The following is a 19,890-nucleotide window of genomic DNA, read 5'->3' on the forward strand; positions in this document are numbered from 1 at the left end:
GAACGGAGAATCACCCGTGAGTGTCCTGCTCCGCGGAGTCCTGATCTACGGAGAAGGTGAGCCCACCGACGTACTCGTCGGCGACGGCACGATCCTCGAGATCGGCGTGGACCTCGATCCGGCCACGGCATCCGAGGTGATCGATGCCGGCGGGCAGATCCTGCTTCCCGGCTTCGTGGACCTGCACACCCATCTACGTGAGCCTGGTCGCGAAGACACCGAGACCATCGAAACCGGAAGCTCCGCGGCCGCTCTGGGTGGATACACCGCGGTCTTCGCGATGGCGAACACGAGCCCCGTCGCCGATTCGGTGGTCATCACCGATCACGTCTGGCGACGCGGACAGGAAGTCGGCCTCGTCGACGTCCACCCCGTCGGCGCAGTCACCGCAGGCCTGGAAGGCAAGCAGCTCGCCGAGATGGCGACCATGGCCGCAGGCGTCGGCAAGGTCAAGATGTTCTCCGACGACGGTCACTGCGTCTACGACCCACTGATCATGCGTCGCGCGCTCGAATACTCCAGCTCACTGGGCGTCCTGATCGCGCAGCACGCGGAAGAACCGCGTTTGACGGTCGGTGCGGTCGCCCACGAGGGCCCCACGGCCGCGCGTCTCGGCCTGGCCGGATGGCCGCGAGCAGCCGAAGAATCGATCGTGGCCCGTGACGCACTGCTCGCGCGTGACGCCGGCGCCCGCGTTCACATCTGCCACGCATCCACCGCCGGAACCGTCGAACTCGTGAAGTGGGCTCGCAGCCAAGGGATTTCGATCACCGCCGAGGTCACCCCGCATCACCTGCTCCTCGATGATTCACGTCTCGAGACGTACGACGCCATCAACAAGGTCAACCCGCCACTTCGTGAGGCCAGCGATGTTGCTGCCCTGCGCAAGGGTCTGGCCGAGGGCATCATCGACTGCGTGGCCACCGATCACGCTCCGCACGCCGAGCAGGACAAGTGCTGCGAATTCGCGGCCGCCCGCCCCGGAATGCTCGGCCTCGAGACCGCGCTCTCGATCATCGTGCAGACGATGGTCCAGCCCGGCCTGTTGGACTGGCGCGGTGTTGCGCGGGTCATGAGCGAGCGCCCGGCGGCGATCGTCGGACTCGACGATCAAGGCCGTCCCATCGAGGTGGGGGAGCCCGCCAACCTGACATTGGTCGATCCGTCGGCCGAGTGGACGGTCCACGGCCCAGACCTGGCGAGTGTCGCGCATAACACTCCGTACGAGTCGATGACATTGCCCGCACGGGTCACGACCACACTGTTACGTGGCCGCATCACCGCACACGACGGGAATGTGCGGCTGCGGAGTAGCGAGGAGTAGCGCGTCATGGACAGAGCACTGTGGATCATCGGTCTGGCGATCTTCTGGGTCGCGATGATCGGCCTGATGTACGTCGGTTGGCGTGGACGCGCTCGACGGCAGAAAGACAAGATCGGCGAACTGCCGACGGTACCGGCAACCCTGGGTGAACTGCTCGTCCTGCCGACCACCGGCCTGTACGTCGGTAGCACCATCGCACCCAGTTGGCAGGACCGCATCGCCGTCGGCGACCTCGGTTTCCGCGCCACCTGCGAGATCAGCCGCTACAGCGGCGGAATTCTGGTCGAGCGTGACGGTGCGTCGGCCATCTGGATTCCGGAGAAGTCGATCCGTGCGATCCGCACGGAGAACGGTCTTGCCGGCAAGGTCATGAGCAAGGACGGCGTCCTGGTGATTCGCTGGGAATTGCCGAGCGGAACCGAGATCGACACGGGCGTGCGCGGTGACGACAAGACGGTTTATCCGGACTGGGTCAAGCCGGTAACTGCTTCGAACAAGACTGCCTCGAACAAGACGAATGACAACGAAGACGCAAGCTCTGGCGACATCGAGCAGAACGGAAAGAACGCATGAGCGGCTTTGGCAACAGCCCCGCAGTACTGGTCCTCGAAGACGGACGGGTGTTCCGCGGAACCACCTTCGGTGCGGTTGGACAGACCCTGGGCGAAGCGGTGTTCAGCACCGGCATGACCGGCTACCAGGAAACGCTCACCGATCCCAGCTACCACCGCCAGATCGTGGTCTCCACCGCGCCGCAGATCGGCAACACCGGCTGGAACGACGAAGACGACGAGTCGGTCGGACCGACCGGCGAGAGTGCCGGCGCCAAGATCTGGGTTGCCGGGTACGTCGTTCGTGACCCCTCGCGCGTCACCTCGAGCTGGCGTGCAACCGGTTCGCTGCAGGCCAAGCTCGAAGAGCAGGGCATCGTCGGAATCGCCGGGATCGACACTCGTGCCCTGGTTCGCCACCTGCGTACTCGCGGTTCGATGAAGGCAGGCGTCTTCTCCGGTGAAGCCATCGCCGCCGATGACGAACTGGTCCGACGGGTTCAGGATCAGCCGACCATGCTCGGCGCCGATCTTGCCGGTGAAGTCAGCACCACCAGCGGCTACGTCGTCGAGCCGAAGGGCGGGGAGGCGCTGTACACGGTTGCCGCGATCGACCTCGGTATCAAGACCAACACCCCGCGCATGTTCGCCGAGCGCGGTATCCGCGTCCACGTGTTGCCGTCCAATGCGAGTCTCGAACAGATCCTCGACCTGAAGGCCGACGGAGTGTTCCTCTCCAACGGTCCCGGTGACCCGGCCACCGCCGACGGCGCAGTGCACCTGACAAAAGAGGTCATCGGACAGGGCTTGCCGCTGTTCGGTATCTGCTTCGGCAACCAGATCCTGGGCCGCGCACTCGGCCTGAGCACGTACAAGATGAAGTTCGGCCACCGCGGCATCAACATCCCGGTGATCGAGCATCAGACGGGTCGCATCGCGATCACCGCGCAGAACCACGGCTTCGCACTCGAAGGTGAAGCCGGCCAGGAATTCGACACCCCGTTCGGTCGCGCCGTGGTAAGCCACACCTGCGCCAATGACGGAGCCGTCGAAGGTGTTCGCCTGCTGGACGATTCGGCCTTCTCGGTGCAGTACCACCCGGAGGCGGCAGCCGGCCCGCACGACGCTGCGTACCTCTTCGACCGCTTCACCAGCCTGCTCTCCGCACGGAAAGAAACCGGAGTCAAGAACTAATGCCACGCCGTACAGATCTCAAGCACATCCTGGTAATCGGCTCCGGTCCGATCGTCATCGGTCAGGCCTGTGAGTTCGACTACTCGGGCACCCAGGCTTGCCGCGTCCTCCAGGAGGAGGGCCTGCGCGTCAGCCTGGTCAACTCCAACCCGGCCACCATCATGACGGACCCCGAGTTCGCCGACGCCACGTACGTCGAGCCGATCACGGCCGAGTTCCTCGAGAAGGTCATCGCCAAGGAAGCGTTGCAGGGCAACAAGATCGACGCCGTCCTCGCGACGCTCGGCGGTCAGACCGCTCTCAACGCCGCAGTGGCGCTGCACGAGCAGGGCATCCTCGAGAAGTACGACGTCGAGCTGATCGGCGCCGACTTCGACGCCATCCAGCGCGGCGAGGATCGCCAGAAGTTCAAGGACATCGTCGCCAAGGTCGGTGGCGAATCCGCGAAGTCCGCAGTTTGCTACACGATGGACGAAGTACACGCCACGGTCGCCGAACTCGGTTACCCGGTTGTCGTGCGTCCGTCCTTCACCATGGGCGGCCTCGGTTCCGGCATGGCGTACGACGTCGACGATCTCAACCGCATCGCCGGTGGCGGTCTGGCCGCGTCGCCGACGGCGAACGTCCTGATCGAGGAATCCATCCTCGGCTGGAAGGAATACGAACTCGAGTTGATGCGCGACAGTCGCGACAACGTCGTGATCGTCTGCTCCATCGAGAACGTCGACCCGGTCGGTGTCCACACCGGAGACTCGGTCACCGTCGCTCCCGCGATGACGCTGACCGACCGCGAGTACCAGGCGATGCGCGACCTCTCCATCGATATTCTGCGTGAGGTGGGCGTCGACACCGGTGGCTGCAACATCCAGTTCGCGATGGACCCGAAGGACGGCCGCCTGGTTGTCATCGAGATGAACCCGCGCGTTTCCCGCTCGTCGGCGCTGGCGTCGAAGGCGACCGGTTACCCGATCGCCAAGATGGCCGCCAAGCTTGCCATCGGCTACACGCTCGACGAGATCGTCAACGACATCACCAAGGAAACCCCGGCTTGCTTCGAGCCGACACTCGACTACGTCGTCGTCAAGGCTCCGCGGTTCGCTTTCGAGAAGTTCCCCGGTGCCGACGGAACCTTGACCACCACGATGAAGTCGGTAGGCGAGGCCATGAGCATCGGCCGCAACTTCACCGAGGCTTTCGGCAAGGTCATGCGTTCACTCGAGACCAAGCGTGCGGGTTACTGGACCGGCGCCGACATCGAGACGGAGAGCCTGGACGCCCTGCTCGCCGATCTGAGCGTTCCGCAGGACGGCCGCATGTACGGCATCGAGAAGGCATTCGCCCTCGGCGCAACTGTCGAGCAGCTCTTCGACGCCACCAAGATCGATCCGTGGTTCCTCGACCAGTTCCAGCAGATTCACGAGCTCGGTGAAAAGCTTCGCGCTGCAGAGTCTTTCGACGAGGCTGCCCTGCGTCAGGCCAAGTACCACGGCATCTCGGACCGCCAGATCGCGGCTCTGCGCCCCGAACTCGGTGGTGACACGCACGCAGGTGAGGACGCCGTTCGCGCTCTGCGTGATCAGCTGGGCGTGCGCCCCGTCTACAAGACCGTCGACACCTGCGCCGCAGAGTTCGAGGCCAAGACGCCGTACCACTACTCGACCTACGAGCTTGATCCCGAGGCCGAGTCCGAAGTTGCTCCGCAGACCGAGCGACCCAAGGTTCTGATCCTCGGATCCGGCCCCAACCGCATCGGCCAGGGCATCGAGTTCGACTACTCGTGTGTCCACGCTGCCCAGACGCTGTCCGAGGCCGGGTACGAGACCGTCATGGTCAACTGCAACCCCGAGACCGTCTCCACGGACTACGACACCGCTGATCGCCTGTACTTCGAGCCGCTGACATTCGAGGACGTCTTCGAGGTCTACCGCGCGGAGGCGCAGTCGGGCACCGTTGCCGGCGTCATCGTCCAGCTCGGCGGCCAGACCCCGCTCGGATTGGCGAAGCGCCTCGAAGCTGCCGGCGTTCCCATCGTGGGAACCAGCCCCGCAGCCATCGACCTGGCGGAGGACCGCGGCGAATTCGGTCGCGTGCTCACCGAAGCCGGTCTGCCTGCACCGAAGTTCGGTACCGCCACCACGTTCGACGGCGCCCGCGAGATCGCAGCAGGCATCGGCTACCCGGTGCTGGTGCGTCCGTCGTACGTGCTCGGTGGGCGCGGCATGGAGATCGTCTACGACGAGGCTTCACTCGCCGACTACATCTCGCGTGCCACGGAGATCTCCGACGATCGTCCGGTCCTGGTCGACCGCTTCCTCGAAGACGCGGTCGAGATCGACGTCGACGCTCTGTGCGACGGCACCGAGGTGTATCTCGGCGGCGTCATGGAGCACATCGAGGAAGCCGGCATTCACTCCGGTGACTCGGCGTGCGCACTCCCGCCCATCACTCTGGGCCGTGCGGACCTCGAGAACGTCCGCCGCTCCACCGAGGCTCTCGCAAAGGGCATCGGCGTCAAGGGCCTGCTCAACGTCCAGTACGCCCTCAAGGACGACATCCTCTACGTGCTGGAAGCAAATCCCCGCGCCAGCCGTACGGTTCCGTTCGTCTCCAAGGCGACGGCCGTCCAGCTGGCCAAGGCATGCGCCCGCGTCATGCTCGGCGAATCCATCGCCGACCTGCGCGCAAGCGGCATCCTGCCGGCGACCGGCGACGGTGGAAACACCCCGGCCGGTGCACCGATCGCGGTCAAGGAAGCTGTGTTGCCGTTCAACCGCTTCCGCCGCGCCGACGGTACCGGCGTGGATACCTTGCTCAGCCCGGAAATGAAGTCCACCGGTGAAGTCATGGGTATCGACTTCGACTTCGGTACGGCTTTTGCCAAGTCGCAGACGGCCGCCTACGGGTCGTTGCCCACCACAGGCGCGGTGTTCGTCTCGGTCGCCAACAAGGACAAGCGTTCGCTGATCTTCCCGGTCAAGCGCCTGGCAGATCTCGGATTCACCATCCTTGCCACCGAAGGAACCGCAGATGTGTTGCGGCGCAACGGTATCGAGTGCAAGCAGGTGTACAAGCAGTCGGGTGAGAATGTTCCGGCCGGTGCCGAGACCATCGTCGACCAGATCCGCAGCGGTGAGGTCGCCATGGTCATCAACACCCCGTACGGCAACAACGGTCCGCGTGTCGACGGCTACGAGATCCGAAGCGCAGCAGTCGCGTCGAACATCCCGTGCATCACGACGGTCCAGGGCGCCTCGGCCGCCGTGCAGGGCATCGAAGCGGCCATCCGCGGCGACATCGGAGTTCACTCCCTGCAGGAACTGCACGCAGGTCTTCGTCAGCCGGCACAGCAGTCGTGAGTCACAGTTGGGGGCATCGTCTCCGGTCCGCGATCGCGGACCGGGGGCGGCTGTGCGTCGGTATCGACCCGCATCCCGCGCTTCTCGACGCGTGGGGACTGCCACGTACCGCCGAAGGTCTCGAGACTTTCGCCGAGATCTGCGTCGAGGCCTTCACCGGTGAGGTTGGACTCGTCAAACCTCAGGTTGCGTTCTTCGAGGCGTACGGAAGCGCCGGCTTCGCCGTGTTGGAGCGGACCATCTCGGTTCTTCGCGATGCTGGAACGCTTGTCGTCGCGGACGCCAAGCGCGGTGACATCGGTTCGACGATGGACGCGTACGCGCAAGCCTGGTTGGGTGATTCGCCGTTGGCCTCCGACTCGGTCACCGTTTCGCCGTACCTGGGATTCGGGGCGTTGGCTCCGACACTCGAACTGGCAAGGCAGAACGCACGCGGGATCTTCGTGCTGGCACGAACCTCCAATCCGGAAGGCGGCGTACTTCAACAGTCGTCGGCCCACGGTGTGAGCGTGGCTCAGTCGATCGTCAACGCTGCGGTCGACGCGAACGCCGACGGACGCGACACCGTCGGACTGGTGGTCGGTGCAACTCGGGACCACGGTCTGGACCTGTCGCAGTTCAACGGCCCGATTCTCGCTCCGGGGCTCGGCGCGCAGGGTGCGACGGCAGCGGATCTCGCAGACATCTTCGCGGGATCGACCGAGCTCCTGCTGCCGAACACTTCCCGTGGGGTGCTCAAGCATGGTCCTTCGGTATCGGCACTTCGGGAGGCAGCAATGCGTGACCGAGACGAGATCGAAGCCGCATTGGCGCACTGATCCGTGAGTGACCTCGAGGCTCGTTCGAGCGGTGGAACCCGGTGGTACCGTCCGTCGGTGAATCGTTGGTGGCAGATCGGACTTCTCGTCGCGGCGTGCGCGCTGCTCGCCACCGGGTTCCAATCCGTCACCGGCGTACACGGCGACGATCTCGCCGTGTACCGGACGGCGGGTCAAGCCGTCCTCGACGGCTCGAACCTGTACGACGAGTCGTTCAACGCGAGACTGCCGTTCACTTATCCGCCCTTCGCTGCGCTCGTCGCCGTTCCGGTCGCCTTGGGTTCCTGGGGTGCGGTCCAGTGGGGATGGAGTTTTGTCAGCCTCCTGATGCTGGCCGCGATCATCGTGCTCAGCTATCGCGAAGTCCCGTTCACACGTAGGCGGCCCGTCGTCGTCTACGTAGGTTTCCTGGTCCTGTGGACGGCGGCATCGCCGATCTCCGATCACCTCGGGTACGGGCAGGTCGGGTTGTTCCTGACACTCCTGTGCCTGATCGACGTGCTGGCTCGACCACGGTGGATTCCCGAGGGTGTGCTGGTGGGGATCGCCGGGGCCGTCAAACTGGTGCCTCTCGTCTACATCGGTTACTACGTGATCACCGGGCGCTGGAAAGCAGTTGCGGGCGGCCTCGCCGGCTTCCTCGGCGCCACGGCACTCGGCTTTGCCGTTCTCCCGCGACAGACGATCGACTACTTCGGTGACATCGCCTCACTCTCGGGGCGCGTCGCGGTCGGTGACCCGTCCGTGTTCGGTAACCAGTCCGTGCGTGGAATGGCCTTACGGCTACTCCCCGAGGGCCTGGTGGGTCCGGCATGGCTCGTCGCCTGTGCAGTGTTGGGTGTCCTCGGAATTGTCGCGACGCGGCGCGCTCAGCGCCTGCGAGGTGATCTTGCCGGTTTCACGGTGGTGGCTCTGCTGGCGGCAATCGTGACTCCCATTGCCTGGACCCACCACTTCGTGTGGTTGGTGCCGGCGGTGGGTGTGCTCCTCGTTCCGATCAAGTCGGGCGTGGGGGAGGACACCCGATCGGTACCCGCGTGGTCCTGGATCGCGATCGGCCTCACCGCTGCGGTCGTGCTGTTTCGGCTTCCTCGGGTCGGCGCGGACATGGATATCCCGGTCGTCGGATTCGTCCTGGAGAATTCATTGCTCTGGGCGAGCCTCGCGGTAGTACTCGCTCTGGCCGCCCCCGGCGTGAGCCGCACCGAACCGGACACGGTCGATGCCGACGATCCGAAATCGTCGCTGCCGACCTGAAAACAGGCCGCGACACGCGCATGGGCGTCGAAAATGCTCGAAATTTTTGGATGTGTCGGCGACCACGTTCATTCCCGCAGGTAACGATTTCGCACACACGCATGGGGACGTCGCATCTGATGTATCGAAATGCTTTGTGTTACAGTCTATTTCGGTACTGTACGCACGTTCGTGTTGCGTCGAATCCGTCTCGATCCAGCCGAAAACGGCGATGATGTGTGACATCGATTCGACGCGCATAACCCACCGCGATCTGCATCGGACCGCGGGGGGTGGGTTAGCAATTCGCGCCAGGCGTGAGTACGGTCGCTATCGCTGCTGGTTATCAGCGGAATAGACAAAATTTGCACACGACGAGACGGAGGAACCGTGGCCCTTCCCCAGTTGACTGATGAGCAGCGCGCTGCTGCTTTGGAGAAGGCAGCTGCTGCCCGCAAGGCCAGGGCTGAGCTCAAGGAGCGCCTGAAGCGTGGCGGCACCGACCTCAAGCAGGTCCTCAAGGACGCCGAAGACAACGAAATCTTGGGCAAGATGAAGGTTTCGGCACTGCTCGAGGCGCTGCCCAAGGTGGGCAAGGTCAAGGCTCAGGAGATCATGACCGAGCTGGAGATTGCACCGACCCGTCGCCTTCGTGGCCTCGGTGATCGGCAGCGCAAGGCTCTGCTCACCAAGTTTGACTTCGAGGCCTGAGCCGACAAGTGATGATTGCTGACGCGGCAGTGTCTGATGATTGCTGACGCAACAGTGTCAGAGAGCAAGACCGCAGTGCGGAGGGGTCGGCTGGTTGTACTGGCCGGCCCTTCGGCTGTCGGTAAGTCCAGCGTCGTTCGCGAGCTGAGAACTCGGTTGCCTGAACTCGTTTTCAGCGTTTCGGCGACCACTCGCGATCCCCGTCCCGGTGAAGTGGACGGCAAGGACTACCGATTCACCTCCCGTGAAGAATTTCAACGGATGATCGACTCCGGTGAACTTCTCGAATGGGCGGAAATCCACGGCGGTCTACAGCGCTCCGGCACCCCCGCAGCTCCGATCGAAGAAGCGCTCGAAGCTGGAAAGCCCGTACTCGTCGAGGTCGATCTCGCCGGAGCACGAGCTGTCCGCCGGGCGATGCCCGAAGCTCTGTTGGTGTTCATGGCTCCACCGAGCTGGGACGTTCTGGTGCAACGGCTGACCGGACGGGGAACCGAAACGGAAGACGTCGTGGCACGCCGACTCGAGACGGCCCGAGTGGAATTGGCCGCACAGGACGAGTTCGACACGGTCATCGTGAACGAGGATGTAAGCCGTGCTTGCGATGAGTTGGTATCCTTGTTGGTTGGGAACTGATTCCGCACCCTTCGGGAACCGATTTCCGCCCCGTTTCTCAGATATCCGGATCGATAAAACTAGTTCTTCAATGAAGATCTAATTCAGGAGACACAAGAGTGAGCAGCACTTCAGCCGCGTCCGCAGCAGGTCAGGGCGCTCTGCCTGCCTACGACACCCCGCTCGGCATCACCAACCCGCCGATCGACGAGTTGCTCGAACGCACCTCTTCCAAGTACGCCCTGGTCATCTACTCGGCCAAGCGTGCGCGCCAGATCAACGACTACTACAACCAGCTCGGTGACGGCATCCTCGAATACGTCGGACCTCTGGTCGAGCCCGGTCTGCAGGAAAAGCCGCTGTCCATCGCGTTGCGTGAAATCCACGCTGATCTCCTCGAGCACACCGAAGGCGAGTGAGCACCACGTCTGCCGCACCCGAACCTCGTTCGGGTGTCGGGGGAGTGTCCGACGCGCCCACATCGATACGTAAGCGCATTGTCGTCGGTGTCGGTGGGGGTATCGCCGCGTACAAAGCGTGCTCGATCATCCGCAGCTTCACCGAGAGCGGTCATCACGTCCGCGTGATTCCGACCGAATCCGCTCTGGAGTTCGTCGGCCGCGCCACGTTCGAAGCACTCTCCGGCAACCCGGTTCACACCGGCGTCTTCAACGACGTCCCGCAGGTTCCGCATGTCCGCCTCGGACAGGAAGCCGATCTCGTTGTCATCGCGCCGGCAACCGCTGATCTGATGGCGCGAGCTGTCATGGGCCGCGCAGACGACCTGTTGACAGCCACCTTGTTGACCGCACGCTGTCCGGTCGTCTTCGCCCCCGCAATGCACACCGAGATGTGGGAGCACCCCGCAACGGTGTCCAACGTGGCGACACTGCGCTCGCGCGGCGTCCACGTGATCGAACCTGCCTCCGGGCGTTTGACCGGAAAAGACACCGGGGCCGGTCGACTTCCCGAACCCGACGAGATCGTCGGGTTGGCATCGTTGCTCCTCGAGCGCTCGGACGCGTTGCCGCGCGACCTGGAAGGTCGCCGCATTCTGGTCACCGCCGGCGGTACTCGCGAGCCGCTCGATCCGGTGCGCTTTCTCGGTAATCGCAGCTCCGGCAAACAGGGCTACGCGCTCGCCCGTCTGGCCGCACAACGCGGCGCTCACGTCACGCTGATCGCCGGTTACACGGCCGATCTTGCCGACCCCGCCGCTGTCGACGTCGTGCACATCAAGACGGCCGAAGATCTCCGGTTGGCAGTGGAGAAGCACGCACCGGGACACGACGGAGTCGTCATGGCTGCAGCTGTCGCGGACTTCCGCCCCACCACCGTCGAAGGCAGCAAGATCAAGAAGGGCGCAAACGAACCCGACTCGATCAGCCTCACCAGAAACGCCGACATCCTCGCCGGTCTCGTCGAAGCGCGTCGTGACGGCGATCTGGACGCTCGAACGGTGATCGTCGGATTCGCCGCAGAGACCGGTGACGCCCATGGTGACGTTCTCAGTTACGCCCGCTCCAAGCTTGCCCGCAAAGGTTGCGACCTCCTCGTGGTCAATGCGGTCGGCGAGGGCAAGGCGTTCGAGGTCGATCACAACGACGGTTGGCTGCTCGGTTCCGACGGCTCGGAGTCCGCGCTCGAGCACGGATCCAAGGCTTTGATGGCCAGTCGAGTACTCGATGCCCTGGTCAAGCTCTTCCCCGAGTAGCGACACGCGCCCGGTGGTGAGAGTTACCCCACGATAATCGGGTGAGCACAAGGGTGTTGCGCAGGCGGTCCAACCGTTATCGTCGGCTCAGCCCCCAGCTAACAAAGCATGACAAAACGGTCACCGAACGGTGATTCGGATACTTCAATAAGCTGTAGTCAAGAACTCAGTCGTCGAGAGGGAGATCTGTGAGCAAGTCCGGCAGTCGGCTATTCACCAGCGAGTCCGTCACCGAGGGGCACCCGGACAAGATCTGTGACGCGATCAGCGACTCGATCCTCGACGCGCTGCTCACCCAGGACCCGCGCGCCCGCGTGGCCGTCGAAACTCTGGTCACCACCGGCCAGGTTCACGTAGCCGGCGAGGTCACGACCACTGCGTACGCAGACATTCCGAAGATCGTGCGCGACACGGTCCTCGAGATCGGCTACGACAGCTCGGCAAAGGGCTTCGACGGTAACTCCTGTGGCGTCAACGTCGCGATCGGCGCGCAGTCGCCCGAGATCGCGCAGGGTGTCGATCACTCGCACGAGGCTCGCGTCGACGGAATCAGCGACGACCAGATCGACCGTCAGGGTGCGGGCGACCAGGGCCTGATGTTCGGCTACGCCACCACCGACACGCCGGAACTGATGCCGCTGCCCATCGCGTTGGCTCATCGTCTCTCTCGCCGGTTGACCGAGGTCCGTAAGTCCGGCGTGCTGCCGTACCTGCGCCCGGACGGCAAGACCCAGGTCACCATCGAGTACGACGGTGACAAGGCTGTCCGTCTCGACACCGTGGTCATCTCCACCCAGCATGCCGCTGACATCGACCTCGACAACCTGTTGACGCCCGATCTTCGCGAGAAGGTGCTTCACTCGGTGCTGACCGACGTGAACCTCACCGATCTCGACACCTCCGATGTTCGTCTGCTGGTGAACCCGACGGGCAAGTTCGTCCTCGGTGGCCCGATGGGTGACGCCGGTTTGACCGGCCGCAAGATCATCGTCGACACCTACGGCGGAATGGCTCGCCACGGCGGCGGCGCGTTCTCCGGCAAGGACCCGTCAAAGGTCGACCGAAGCGCTGCCTACGCCATGCGTTGGGTGGCCAAGAACGCTGTTGCCGCAGGTCTGGCCGACCGCATCGAGGTTCAGGTCGCCTACGCCATCGGCAAGGCAGCTCCGGTCGGACTCTTCGTCGAAACCTTCGGCACCGAGAAGACCGATCCGGCACGGATCCAGAAGGCGATCACCGAGATCTTCGACCTGCGTCCGGGAGCGATCATCCGCGACCTCGACCTGCTGCGTCCGATCTACGCGCAGACGGCGGCATACGGTCACTTCGGTCGCACCGACATCGACCTCCCGTGGGAGAGCACCGATCGTGCCGACAAGCTGCGTAGCGCAGCTGGTCTCTGATCACTGACGTACAGACGGGGCGCGGGTGGGCGCGGAAAGAGTAGCGGCAGAAGTCGATCCGGTCGCCCGGGTACTGCCGATGCTCCCGCTCGCTCACCTCGACCGTGAATTCGACTACCTCGTTCCTCGTGAACTCGAAGCGGATGCGCAGCCCGGAGTCCGGGTGCGCATCCGCTTCGCTGGTCGTCTGGTGGACGGTTTCATCGTCTCGCGCGAGGCGACCAGTGACCATCAGGGGAAGTTCGGCTGGCTCGAACGCGTCATCTCGTCCGAGCGGGTCCTGACGGCCGAAATCGCGCAAGTCGTCGATCGTGTGGCGGAGCGTTATGCCGGAACCCGTGCTGACGTTCTCCGTTTGGCGGTACCGCCGCGCCACGCGAAGGTCGAGGCGGAACCGTGGGAGCCCGCCGAGCCGCCGTCCGCTCCTGAACCGATCGAAAATGGTTGGCATCTCTACAGATTCGGTGACGCCTTCCTGTCCGCGATTCGCGAGTCGAAAAGCCCGCGTGCGGTCTGGCAGGCGTTGCCTGGTGAAAACTGGCCACTGCGCCTGGCCGAATTGGCCGGGGCTGTAGCGGCAAGTGGTAAATCCGCGATTCTGGTTGTGCCCGATCAACGCGACCTGGACCGCGTCGTCGCCGCATGTACCGAACTCTCCGGAGCGGATGCAGTGGTGGGTCTGTCCGCAGGCCTGGGGCCGGCCATGCGATACCGAAGGTGGCTCGCTGCACTGCGCGGGACCGCCCGGATCGTCGTCGGCACGCGCAGTGCAGTTTTTGCGCCGACGCCCGAGACCGGTCTTGTCGTCGTCTGGGACGACGGCGACGACAACTTGTCCGAGCCGCGGTCGCCCTATCCACATGCCCGCGAAGTTGCCGTCCTGCGTGGCTACGTCGCCGGGTGCGCCGTCGTGATCGGTGGGTTCTCCCGTACGGCAGAAGCGCAGGTACTCGTCGACTCGGGATGGGCGCACGATCTGGTCGCTACGCGGGACGTCGTTCGTGCTCACGCACCCAAGATCACCGCGCTCGCCGACAGCGATCAAGCCTTGGCCCGCGATCCGGGAGCCAGAGCGGCTCGTTTGCCCGCTATTGCATTCGCGGCCGCCCGGCGCGCTCTGGGTGAGGGCAACGGAGTCCTGGTGCAGGTGCCTCGGCGGGGGTACGTACCGACCCTGGCCTGCGGAAAGTGCCGTGCCCCGGCACGGTGCCGTCGGTGCAACGGCCCACTGGCTCTTCCCGCTGCGGCAGGTCCCGACGGCGCCGGGAAACCGGCGTGCCGCTGGTGCGGGGTTGCCGATGCCGCCTACCGATGTCACGCGTGCGGGGCGAAAGCGTTGCGCGCGGTGGTGGTCGGTGCCGGCCGGACCGCCGAAGAACTCGGGCGGGCGTTTCCCGGTGTGAAAGTTGTTCTGTCCGGGGGCGGTGATGTGGTCAAGGAACTGCCACACGGGCCCGCGTTGGTGGTCTCGACAGTGGGTGCCGAGCCGGTGATGACCGGCGGCTACGGCGCCGCGCTCTTGCTCGACGGTTGGGCACTGCTCGGTCGGCCCGATCTTCGCGCCGCCGAGGAAACACTCAGACGCTGGATGTCGGCTGCTGCCATGGTGATTCCGCTGTCCGAAGGCGGTGAAGTTGTGGTTGTCGCAGACTCGGGTATCCCGACGGTGCAGGCGTTGGTCCGATGGGATCCAGTGGGGCACGCACAATCTCAATTCGAGGAACGGGACGAGGTCGGCTTTCCTCCGGCCGTTCACATGGCTGCGATCGACGGTGGATCCGCAGCAATTGCGGAGTTGGTGGACTCAGCTGATCTGCCGGCAAGTGCTGTACTACTCGGACCAGTGGAATTGCCTGCGGGGGAGAGGCTTCCGTATTCCGGTGAGGACGAGAGCGGTGTCGCGCCGGAGCGAATGCTGGTCCGCGTTCCACGCAAGGACGGTCGCGGCCTTGCGGACGCTCTGGCACATGCGAGGGCCGCGCGCAGTGCGCGGAAGTCATCGGGTCCGGTCCGCATTCAGATCGACCCACGCCGCATCGGCTGATTTTCGAGTTCTCCAAGGCATGCTTGTGTGCAGCAAAAATGTTGCGCAACCCGATATGGCGATATATCGTCGAACTATCAACGATAGTGATGGAGGTTCGACGATGGATGCAAGTTTCCCGAACGAGGGGATGTTCGGCCGACGCGGTTTCTTCGGCGGTTTCGGCCGTGAGCAACGGCCACCATTTGTGATGTGGGTGCCGACGGACGACGGCGCGCCGGGCGATGGTCCCGGCGATCGAGACGGTGGACGACGCGGTCGACCGCACGAGCGGCCGGGCTTCGGTGACATGCCACGCAGAGGCCATCGGCGGGGGCGTTTCGGTCCAGACGGCGGACCCGGCCCCGGCTTCGGTCCGGGCGCTCAGTTCGGTCGCGGGCGAGGACGTGGCGGACGCGGTCGTCGTGGAGATGTGCGCGCTGCGATTCTGTTGTTGATCGCGGAAGAGCCGATGCACGGCTACGAATTGATTCAGCAGATCGTCGAGCGCAGCGGCGGCGTCTGGAAACCGAGTCCGGGTTCCATTTATCCCGCGCTGTCCCAACTCGAGGACGAGGGACTCGTCATCATCGAAAAGGTCGCCGGCCGCAAGACCGCCAAGCTGACCGAGGAAGGCGTCGCGTACGTCGAGGAGCATCGCGCCGATCTCGGGGCACCGTGGGATGACGTTCGTCTCAGCGTAGGGGAGCCGGAGCAGGACCTTCGTGAACTGATCGGCCAGCTGATGGGCGCGGCCGGTCAAGTGGCTGCTGTAGGCACACCAGCGCAGGTCAAGGCCGCAGCCGACGTGCTTGTCGAGGCGCGCAAGTCGCTCTACCGAGTGCTTGCCGGTGATGACGCCGATGAAGGCGGCAATTGAGACGTCGGATACCTACTGTTCGGTAGGGTATGCGCCCCGAAGTTTCTGGTGTTACGGTCAGCTCCCTCGTAGGATCAGAGCAGGAGCAGGAACAATGGCTGGCGTCAAACGGTCTGTGGGACTGACATTTTCGGTAGCAGTGGCGCTGCTGATCGGAGCACCGCCGGCGATATCGGCTGCCGCACCGACACTCCCGTCTGCGAGTGCCGACGCGATGGACGTTCCTCTCGACATCGGTCCGGGTCAGGCGACTCGTTCCGTTGCCACGGCATATGCGCATGCTCATCCAGGATCCGCACCTGCCGGGTCGAACGATTTCGCCTGTGATCCTTCCGCCACGCATCCCCGACCAGTTGTACTCGCCCACGGAACCGACACCGAGGCGTACGCGGATTGGGCGGCCCTGTCGCCGGCACTGGCAGCTGACGGCTATTGCGTCTTCGCCCTCAATTACGGCGGTGCGATCGAAGAAGAAGACGGGGACGTCGCACACGAGACTTACGGCGTCGGCGACATAGTCGGTAGTGCCACAGCGTTCGGTTCTTTCGTCGATCAGGTGCTGACCGCGACCGGAGCGGACAAGGTCGACGTGATCGGCTACTCCCAAGGCGCGACGGTGACGCGGTACTACGTCAACAAAATGGGCGGCGACGCCTACGTCGATCATTGGGTCGGTTTGGCTTCGCCGACCTACGGCGGGGTGATGTTCGGGTTGGTTCCCATCGTCCGTGCGATCCCCGGCGGCGAAGACTTTGTCGAAGATGTCTTTTCGCGAGCTGTCCGCGAGCAGATGCAGGGGTCGGATACGTTGAACGCCCTCAACGACGGCGGTGACACCGTACCCGGAGTGCGCTACACGACTATCGGGTCCACTGTCGACGAGATGATCCAGCCGTCCTCGAACATCGCGCTCCGCGACGCCGGTGCAGAAAACATCGTCCTCCAGGATCTGTGCCCGTCGAACCTGACCGGCCACTTCCGCATGCCGTACGACCCCTACGTGATCGACGTCATCCGGACGGTCCTCGACCCCGATGCCGAGCGGCACGCTTCGTGCAGCGCGGTGCCGCTCGGCACGGATATTCCGCAAGTGGTCATCGACGCAAATTCGTGAGCTGCAAATTCGTGAGCTGCTAACTCGTGAGCACCGAGACCACGTGGGTCGGGATGTTTACTCGGCGAGCTTGGCAGTGGCCTGCGCCCACAGGAAGAACTTGTTCGTTCCGAGGTCGCGGACGGTCTTGATGTTGAACGCTGCCTTCAAATGTTCTGCGTCCGAATCGCTTACGCCGTTGAGTGCCGCGACCGGGGCGTCCGCCAATTCTTCGACGGACTTTCCTGCGTAGGCCTTGTCGAACTTACTGTCGATGCCTGCCATCTAAGTTCCTCCGTGTGATCCGTGTATCCCGTATCAGCCTCCGCCGAGTGGCGACGACAGAGACAGTCAATACCGAGGACCGGTGAATCTGCAGGGTTCTGATCAAAGAAATTGCTGAGAAAGTGGTTCGGTGTGGCGCGAGGTAGGTCGTAGCTCCCGCAGTCCTTAGACTGACAGTTCCACCCACCGACACATCCGGGAGCATTTTCGTGAGTTGCAGTCCACCGCGTTCGACAGGCCGATCGGCTGATCAGAGTCCGAAGAGCCCAACGAAACGGGAGAGCTGACATGCGCGTCGTGTTCGCCGGAACGCCCGAACCCGCGGTTCCTTCGCTGCGGCGTCTCATCGAGTCCGCCAACCACGAAGTGGTAGCCGTCGTCACGCGTCCGGACGCTGTGGCGGGCCGCGGTCGCAAAGTCACCCGCTCGCCGATCGGTCTGCTTGCCGACGAGCACGGCATCCCGGTCCTGACCCCGGTCAAGGCGTCCGATCCCGACTTCGCAGCCGAACTCGCCCGCCTCGAACCGGACTGCGCACCCGTCGTCGCCTACGGAAACCTGTTGCCGCAGAACGTCCTCGACATTCCGAAATACGGTTGGGTCAATCTGCATTTCTCGCTGCTTCCGGCGTGGCGCGGCGCCGCGCCGGTGCAGGCTGCGATCAGTGCCGGTGACGAGGTGACGGGCGCCAGTGCGTTCCGTTTGGAAGCCGGCATGGATACCGGCCCCGTGTACGGAGTGATGACCGAGCGGATTCGCGACACCGATACGGCAGGCGACCTGCTCGGGCGTCTGGCGGAAAACGGCGCTGCCCTGCTCGAATCGGTACTCGACGGCCTGGAGGCCGGAGAGATCAACGCGGTTCCGCAGTCTGCCGACGGCGTCTCGTACGCCCCCAAGGTGACTGTGGACGCGGCCCGCGTGCGGTGGGAATTGCCCGCTCGCACGGTGGACCGGCACATCCGAGCAGTCACACCCGCGCCTGGGGCATGGACGATGATCGGTGATCTTCGAGTCAAGGTCGGCCCGGTCACCGTTACGGACGAGACCCTGGCAGTCGGTGAGATCTCGGTACGCAAGGATGGTCTGTACATCGGTACCGCGACCACCGCGGTACGACTCGGGCAGATTCAGCCCCCGGGCAAGAAATTGATGTCGGCAGGGGACTGGGCACGCGGTGCCCGACTCGACGCGGAGGTACGAGCACAGTGACCGAATCACGACGACCGGCACGGCGGACACAGGGTCCCGGAGCCAAGAATGCAACCGGCGGCAAGAACACCAAGCCGAAGCAGGCCAAGCGGCCGGATCCGGCAACCGCCGGGCTCGATCAGCCGCGACTGGCTGCGCGCGACGTCCTGCGCGCGGTCCGTGAACGTGACGCATACGCGAACCTGGTTCTGCCAGGGCTCCTGCGCGACCGCAAACTCGACGCACGCGATGCGGCGCTGGCAACCGAACTCGCGTACGGCGCGGCACGTGCTCAGGGCCTCCTGGATGCGGTGATCGCGCATGCGGCGGGTCGGCCGATCGAAGAGATCGACGGAACCCTGCTCGATGTTCTTCGACTCGGCTCGTACCAACTGCTGCGTACTCGTGTCGCACCGCACGCTGCTGTTGCCACCTCGGTCGACCTCGTCCGCGCCGAAAACGGCCAGGGCCGAGCAGGATTCGTCAACGCGGTCCTGCGCCGTGTCTCCGAACGCACCCAGGACGAGTGGGTCGAGCTGCTAGCCCCGAAGGACCCGGTCGGCCGACTCGCCTTCGAGCACGCGCATCCCCTGTGGATCGCGCAGGTATTTGCCGACTCGCTCGGCGCCGCAGCCGGAGAGCTCGAAGACGTTCTGATCGCCGACGACGCCCGCCCCGCCGTGCACCTCGTCGCCCGCCCCGGTGAGATCTCCGCCGAGGAGCTCGCACTGGTGACCGGCGGCGAGATCGGGCCGTACTCGCCGTACGCCGTGCATCTCGACGGCGGTGACCCAGGACAACTCGAGGCGGTCCGCCAAGGCTTGGCAGGAGTGCAGGACGAGGGCAGTCAGCTGGTTGCCCGCGCCCTCAGCATTGCTCCTCTCGAAGGTGAAGACTCCGGACGCTGGCTCGACCTCTGTGCAGGTCCAGGAGGAAAAGCGGCACTTCTCGGTGCTCTTGCCGGCATCGAAGGTGGTCGACTCGACGCCGTCGAGCCGGTCGAACACCGTGCCGAGTTGATTCGCAAGACCACTCGCGAGCTTCCCGTGGACGTACACGTGGCGGACGGCCGCGAATCCGGGCTCGAACCCGGATACGACCGCATCCTCGTCGACGCTCCCTGCACTGGGTTGGGTGCGCTGCGTCGGCGCCCGGAGGCACGTTGGCGTCGCCAGCCGTCCGATGTGGCTCCGCTCGTGAAGTTGCAGCGTGAATTGCTTGCTGCCGCAATCGAACTGGTTCGCCCCGGCGGAGTGGTGCTGTACTCCACGTGCTCGCCACACTTGTCGGAAACGCTGGCAGTGGTCGCCGATGCGGTGCGGCGTCATGGCGTCGTGGAACTCGACACCAAGGAATTGGTGCCAGGTGTCCCGGACGTCGGCGACGGATCGTCGGTTCAGTTGTGGCCGCATCGACACGGCACGGACGCTATGTTCATGGCCGCTTTGCGCAAGCCGCTGGCCTGATCGGATGACTTCTGGGCATCGGTAGTCGTA

The 19,890-nt window shown here is 64.4% G+C and carries 17 protein-coding genes; 16 read left to right on the top strand and 1 reads right to left on the bottom strand.

What is annotated here, in order from left to right:
- Positions 1 to 16 precede the first annotated feature (16 nt).
- From R4P70_RS22780 to R4P70_RS22845, 14 genes are all read left to right on the top strand, one after another.
- Positions 17 to 1,324: a dihydroorotase gene (locus tag R4P70_RS22780; RefSeq protein WP_003944990.1), complete on the top strand. Its 1,308-nt coding sequence runs from the start codon at positions 17 to 19 to the stop codon at positions 1,322 to 1,324.
- A 6-nt stretch (positions 1,325 to 1,330) separates the two neighbouring features.
- Positions 1,331 to 1,897: a transporter gene (locus R4P70_RS22785; RefSeq protein ID WP_003944773.1), complete on the top strand. Its 567-nt coding sequence runs from the start codon at positions 1,331 to 1,333 to the stop codon at positions 1,895 to 1,897.
- Positions 1,894 to 3,069 (top strand): glutamine-hydrolyzing carbamoyl-phosphate synthase small subunit, encoded by a 1,176-nt coding sequence (carA, locus tag R4P70_RS22790; RefSeq protein ID WP_003944927.1) that lies wholly within the window; start codon positions 1,894 to 1,896, stop codon positions 3,067 to 3,069. Before R4P70_RS22785 ends, carA begins: the two co-directional genes overlap by 4 nt.
- On the top strand, positions 3,069 to 6,425 hold the full coding sequence (carB, locus tag R4P70_RS22795; protein WP_020907701.1) for a carbamoyl-phosphate synthase large subunit: 3,357 nt from the start codon (positions 3,069 to 3,071) through the stop codon (positions 6,423 to 6,425). The genes carA and carB overlap by 1 nt, the downstream gene beginning before the upstream one ends.
- On the top strand, positions 6,422 to 7,243 hold the full coding sequence (gene pyrF / locus R4P70_RS22800) for an orotidine-5'-phosphate decarboxylase (RefSeq protein ID WP_099697596.1): 822 nt from the start codon (positions 6,422 to 6,424) through the stop codon (positions 7,241 to 7,243). The genes carB and pyrF overlap by 4 nt, the downstream gene beginning before the upstream one ends.
- A gap of 57 nt (positions 7,244 to 7,300) precedes the next feature.
- Complete coding sequence (locus R4P70_RS22805; RefSeq protein WP_020907703.1) at positions 7,301 to 8,500, top strand: glycosyltransferase 87 family protein; 1,200 nt, start codon at positions 7,301 to 7,303, stop codon at positions 8,498 to 8,500.
- 369 nt (positions 8,501 to 8,869) lie between these two features.
- Positions 8,870 to 9,190, top strand: coding sequence for an integration host factor, actinobacterial type (gene mihF, locus R4P70_RS22810; protein WP_003944825.1), 321 nt, complete (start codon positions 8,870 to 8,872; stop codon positions 9,188 to 9,190).
- 36 nt (positions 9,191 to 9,226) lie between these two features.
- On the top strand, positions 9,227 to 9,826 hold the full coding sequence (gene gmk, locus R4P70_RS22815; protein WP_019748375.1) for a guanylate kinase: 600 nt from the start codon (positions 9,227 to 9,229) through the stop codon (positions 9,824 to 9,826).
- Between the two features lie 98 nt (positions 9,827 to 9,924).
- Positions 9,925 to 10,224: a DNA-directed RNA polymerase subunit omega gene (rpoZ, locus tag R4P70_RS22820; RefSeq protein WP_003944996.1), complete on the top strand. Its 300-nt coding sequence runs from the start codon at positions 9,925 to 9,927 to the stop codon at positions 10,222 to 10,224.
- Positions 10,221 to 11,519 (top strand): bifunctional phosphopantothenoylcysteine decarboxylase/phosphopantothenate--cysteine ligase CoaBC, encoded by a 1,299-nt coding sequence (gene coaBC, locus R4P70_RS22825; RefSeq protein ID WP_020969581.1) that lies wholly within the window; start codon positions 10,221 to 10,223, stop codon positions 11,517 to 11,519. The genes rpoZ and coaBC overlap by 4 nt, the downstream gene beginning before the upstream one ends.
- Before the next feature lie 188 nt (positions 11,520 to 11,707).
- On the top strand, positions 11,708 to 12,922 hold the full coding sequence (gene metK / locus R4P70_RS22830) for a methionine adenosyltransferase (protein WP_317831927.1): 1,215 nt from the start codon (positions 11,708 to 11,710) through the stop codon (positions 12,920 to 12,922).
- 25 nt (positions 12,923 to 12,947) lie between these two features.
- Positions 12,948 to 14,966, top strand: coding sequence for a primosomal protein N' (locus R4P70_RS22835; protein ID WP_317831929.1), 2,019 nt, complete (start codon positions 12,948 to 12,950; stop codon positions 14,964 to 14,966).
- 190 nt (positions 14,967 to 15,156) lie between these two features.
- The gene (locus tag R4P70_RS22840; protein ID WP_370627685.1) at positions 15,157 to 15,825 is read left to right on the top strand and encodes a PadR family transcriptional regulator; all 669 of its coding nucleotides are present in this window, start codon (positions 15,157 to 15,159) and stop codon (positions 15,823 to 15,825) included.
- Between the two features lie 94 nt (positions 15,826 to 15,919).
- Entirely contained in the window at positions 15,920 to 16,939 is a 1,020-nt protein-coding gene (locus R4P70_RS22845; protein WP_317831932.1) for an esterase/lipase family protein, read from the top strand.
- A gap of 57 nt (positions 16,940 to 16,996) precedes the next feature.
- Here the strand turns inward: R4P70_RS22845 and R4P70_RS22850 are convergent, their stop codons facing one another.
- The gene (locus R4P70_RS22850) at positions 16,997 to 17,203 is read right to left on the bottom strand and encodes a hypothetical protein (protein WP_003944900.1); all 207 of its coding nucleotides are present in this window, start codon (positions 17,201 to 17,203) and stop codon (positions 16,997 to 16,999) included.
- 288 nt (positions 17,204 to 17,491) lie between these two features.
- Between R4P70_RS22850 and fmt the strand changes: the two genes are divergently transcribed.
- Together fmt and R4P70_RS22860 are read left to right on the top strand one after the other, a co-directional pair.
- Complete coding sequence (fmt, locus tag R4P70_RS22855; protein WP_020907709.1) at positions 17,492 to 18,415, top strand: methionyl-tRNA formyltransferase; 924 nt, start codon at positions 17,492 to 17,494, stop codon at positions 18,413 to 18,415.
- A complete protein-coding gene (locus tag R4P70_RS22860; protein WP_019748382.1) occupies positions 18,412 to 19,860 on the top strand; it encodes an RsmB/NOP family class I SAM-dependent RNA methyltransferase in 1,449 nt (482 codons plus the stop codon). The genes fmt and R4P70_RS22860 overlap by 4 nt, the downstream gene beginning before the upstream one ends.
- Positions 19,861 to 19,890: the final 30 nt, after the last annotated feature.

It is taken from the genome of Rhodococcus sp. IEGM 1241 (genome assembly GCF_033142365.1).
GTDB classification, from domain to species: Bacteria; Actinomycetota; Actinomycetes; order Mycobacteriales; family Mycobacteriaceae; genus Rhodococcus_F; species Rhodococcus_F erythropolis.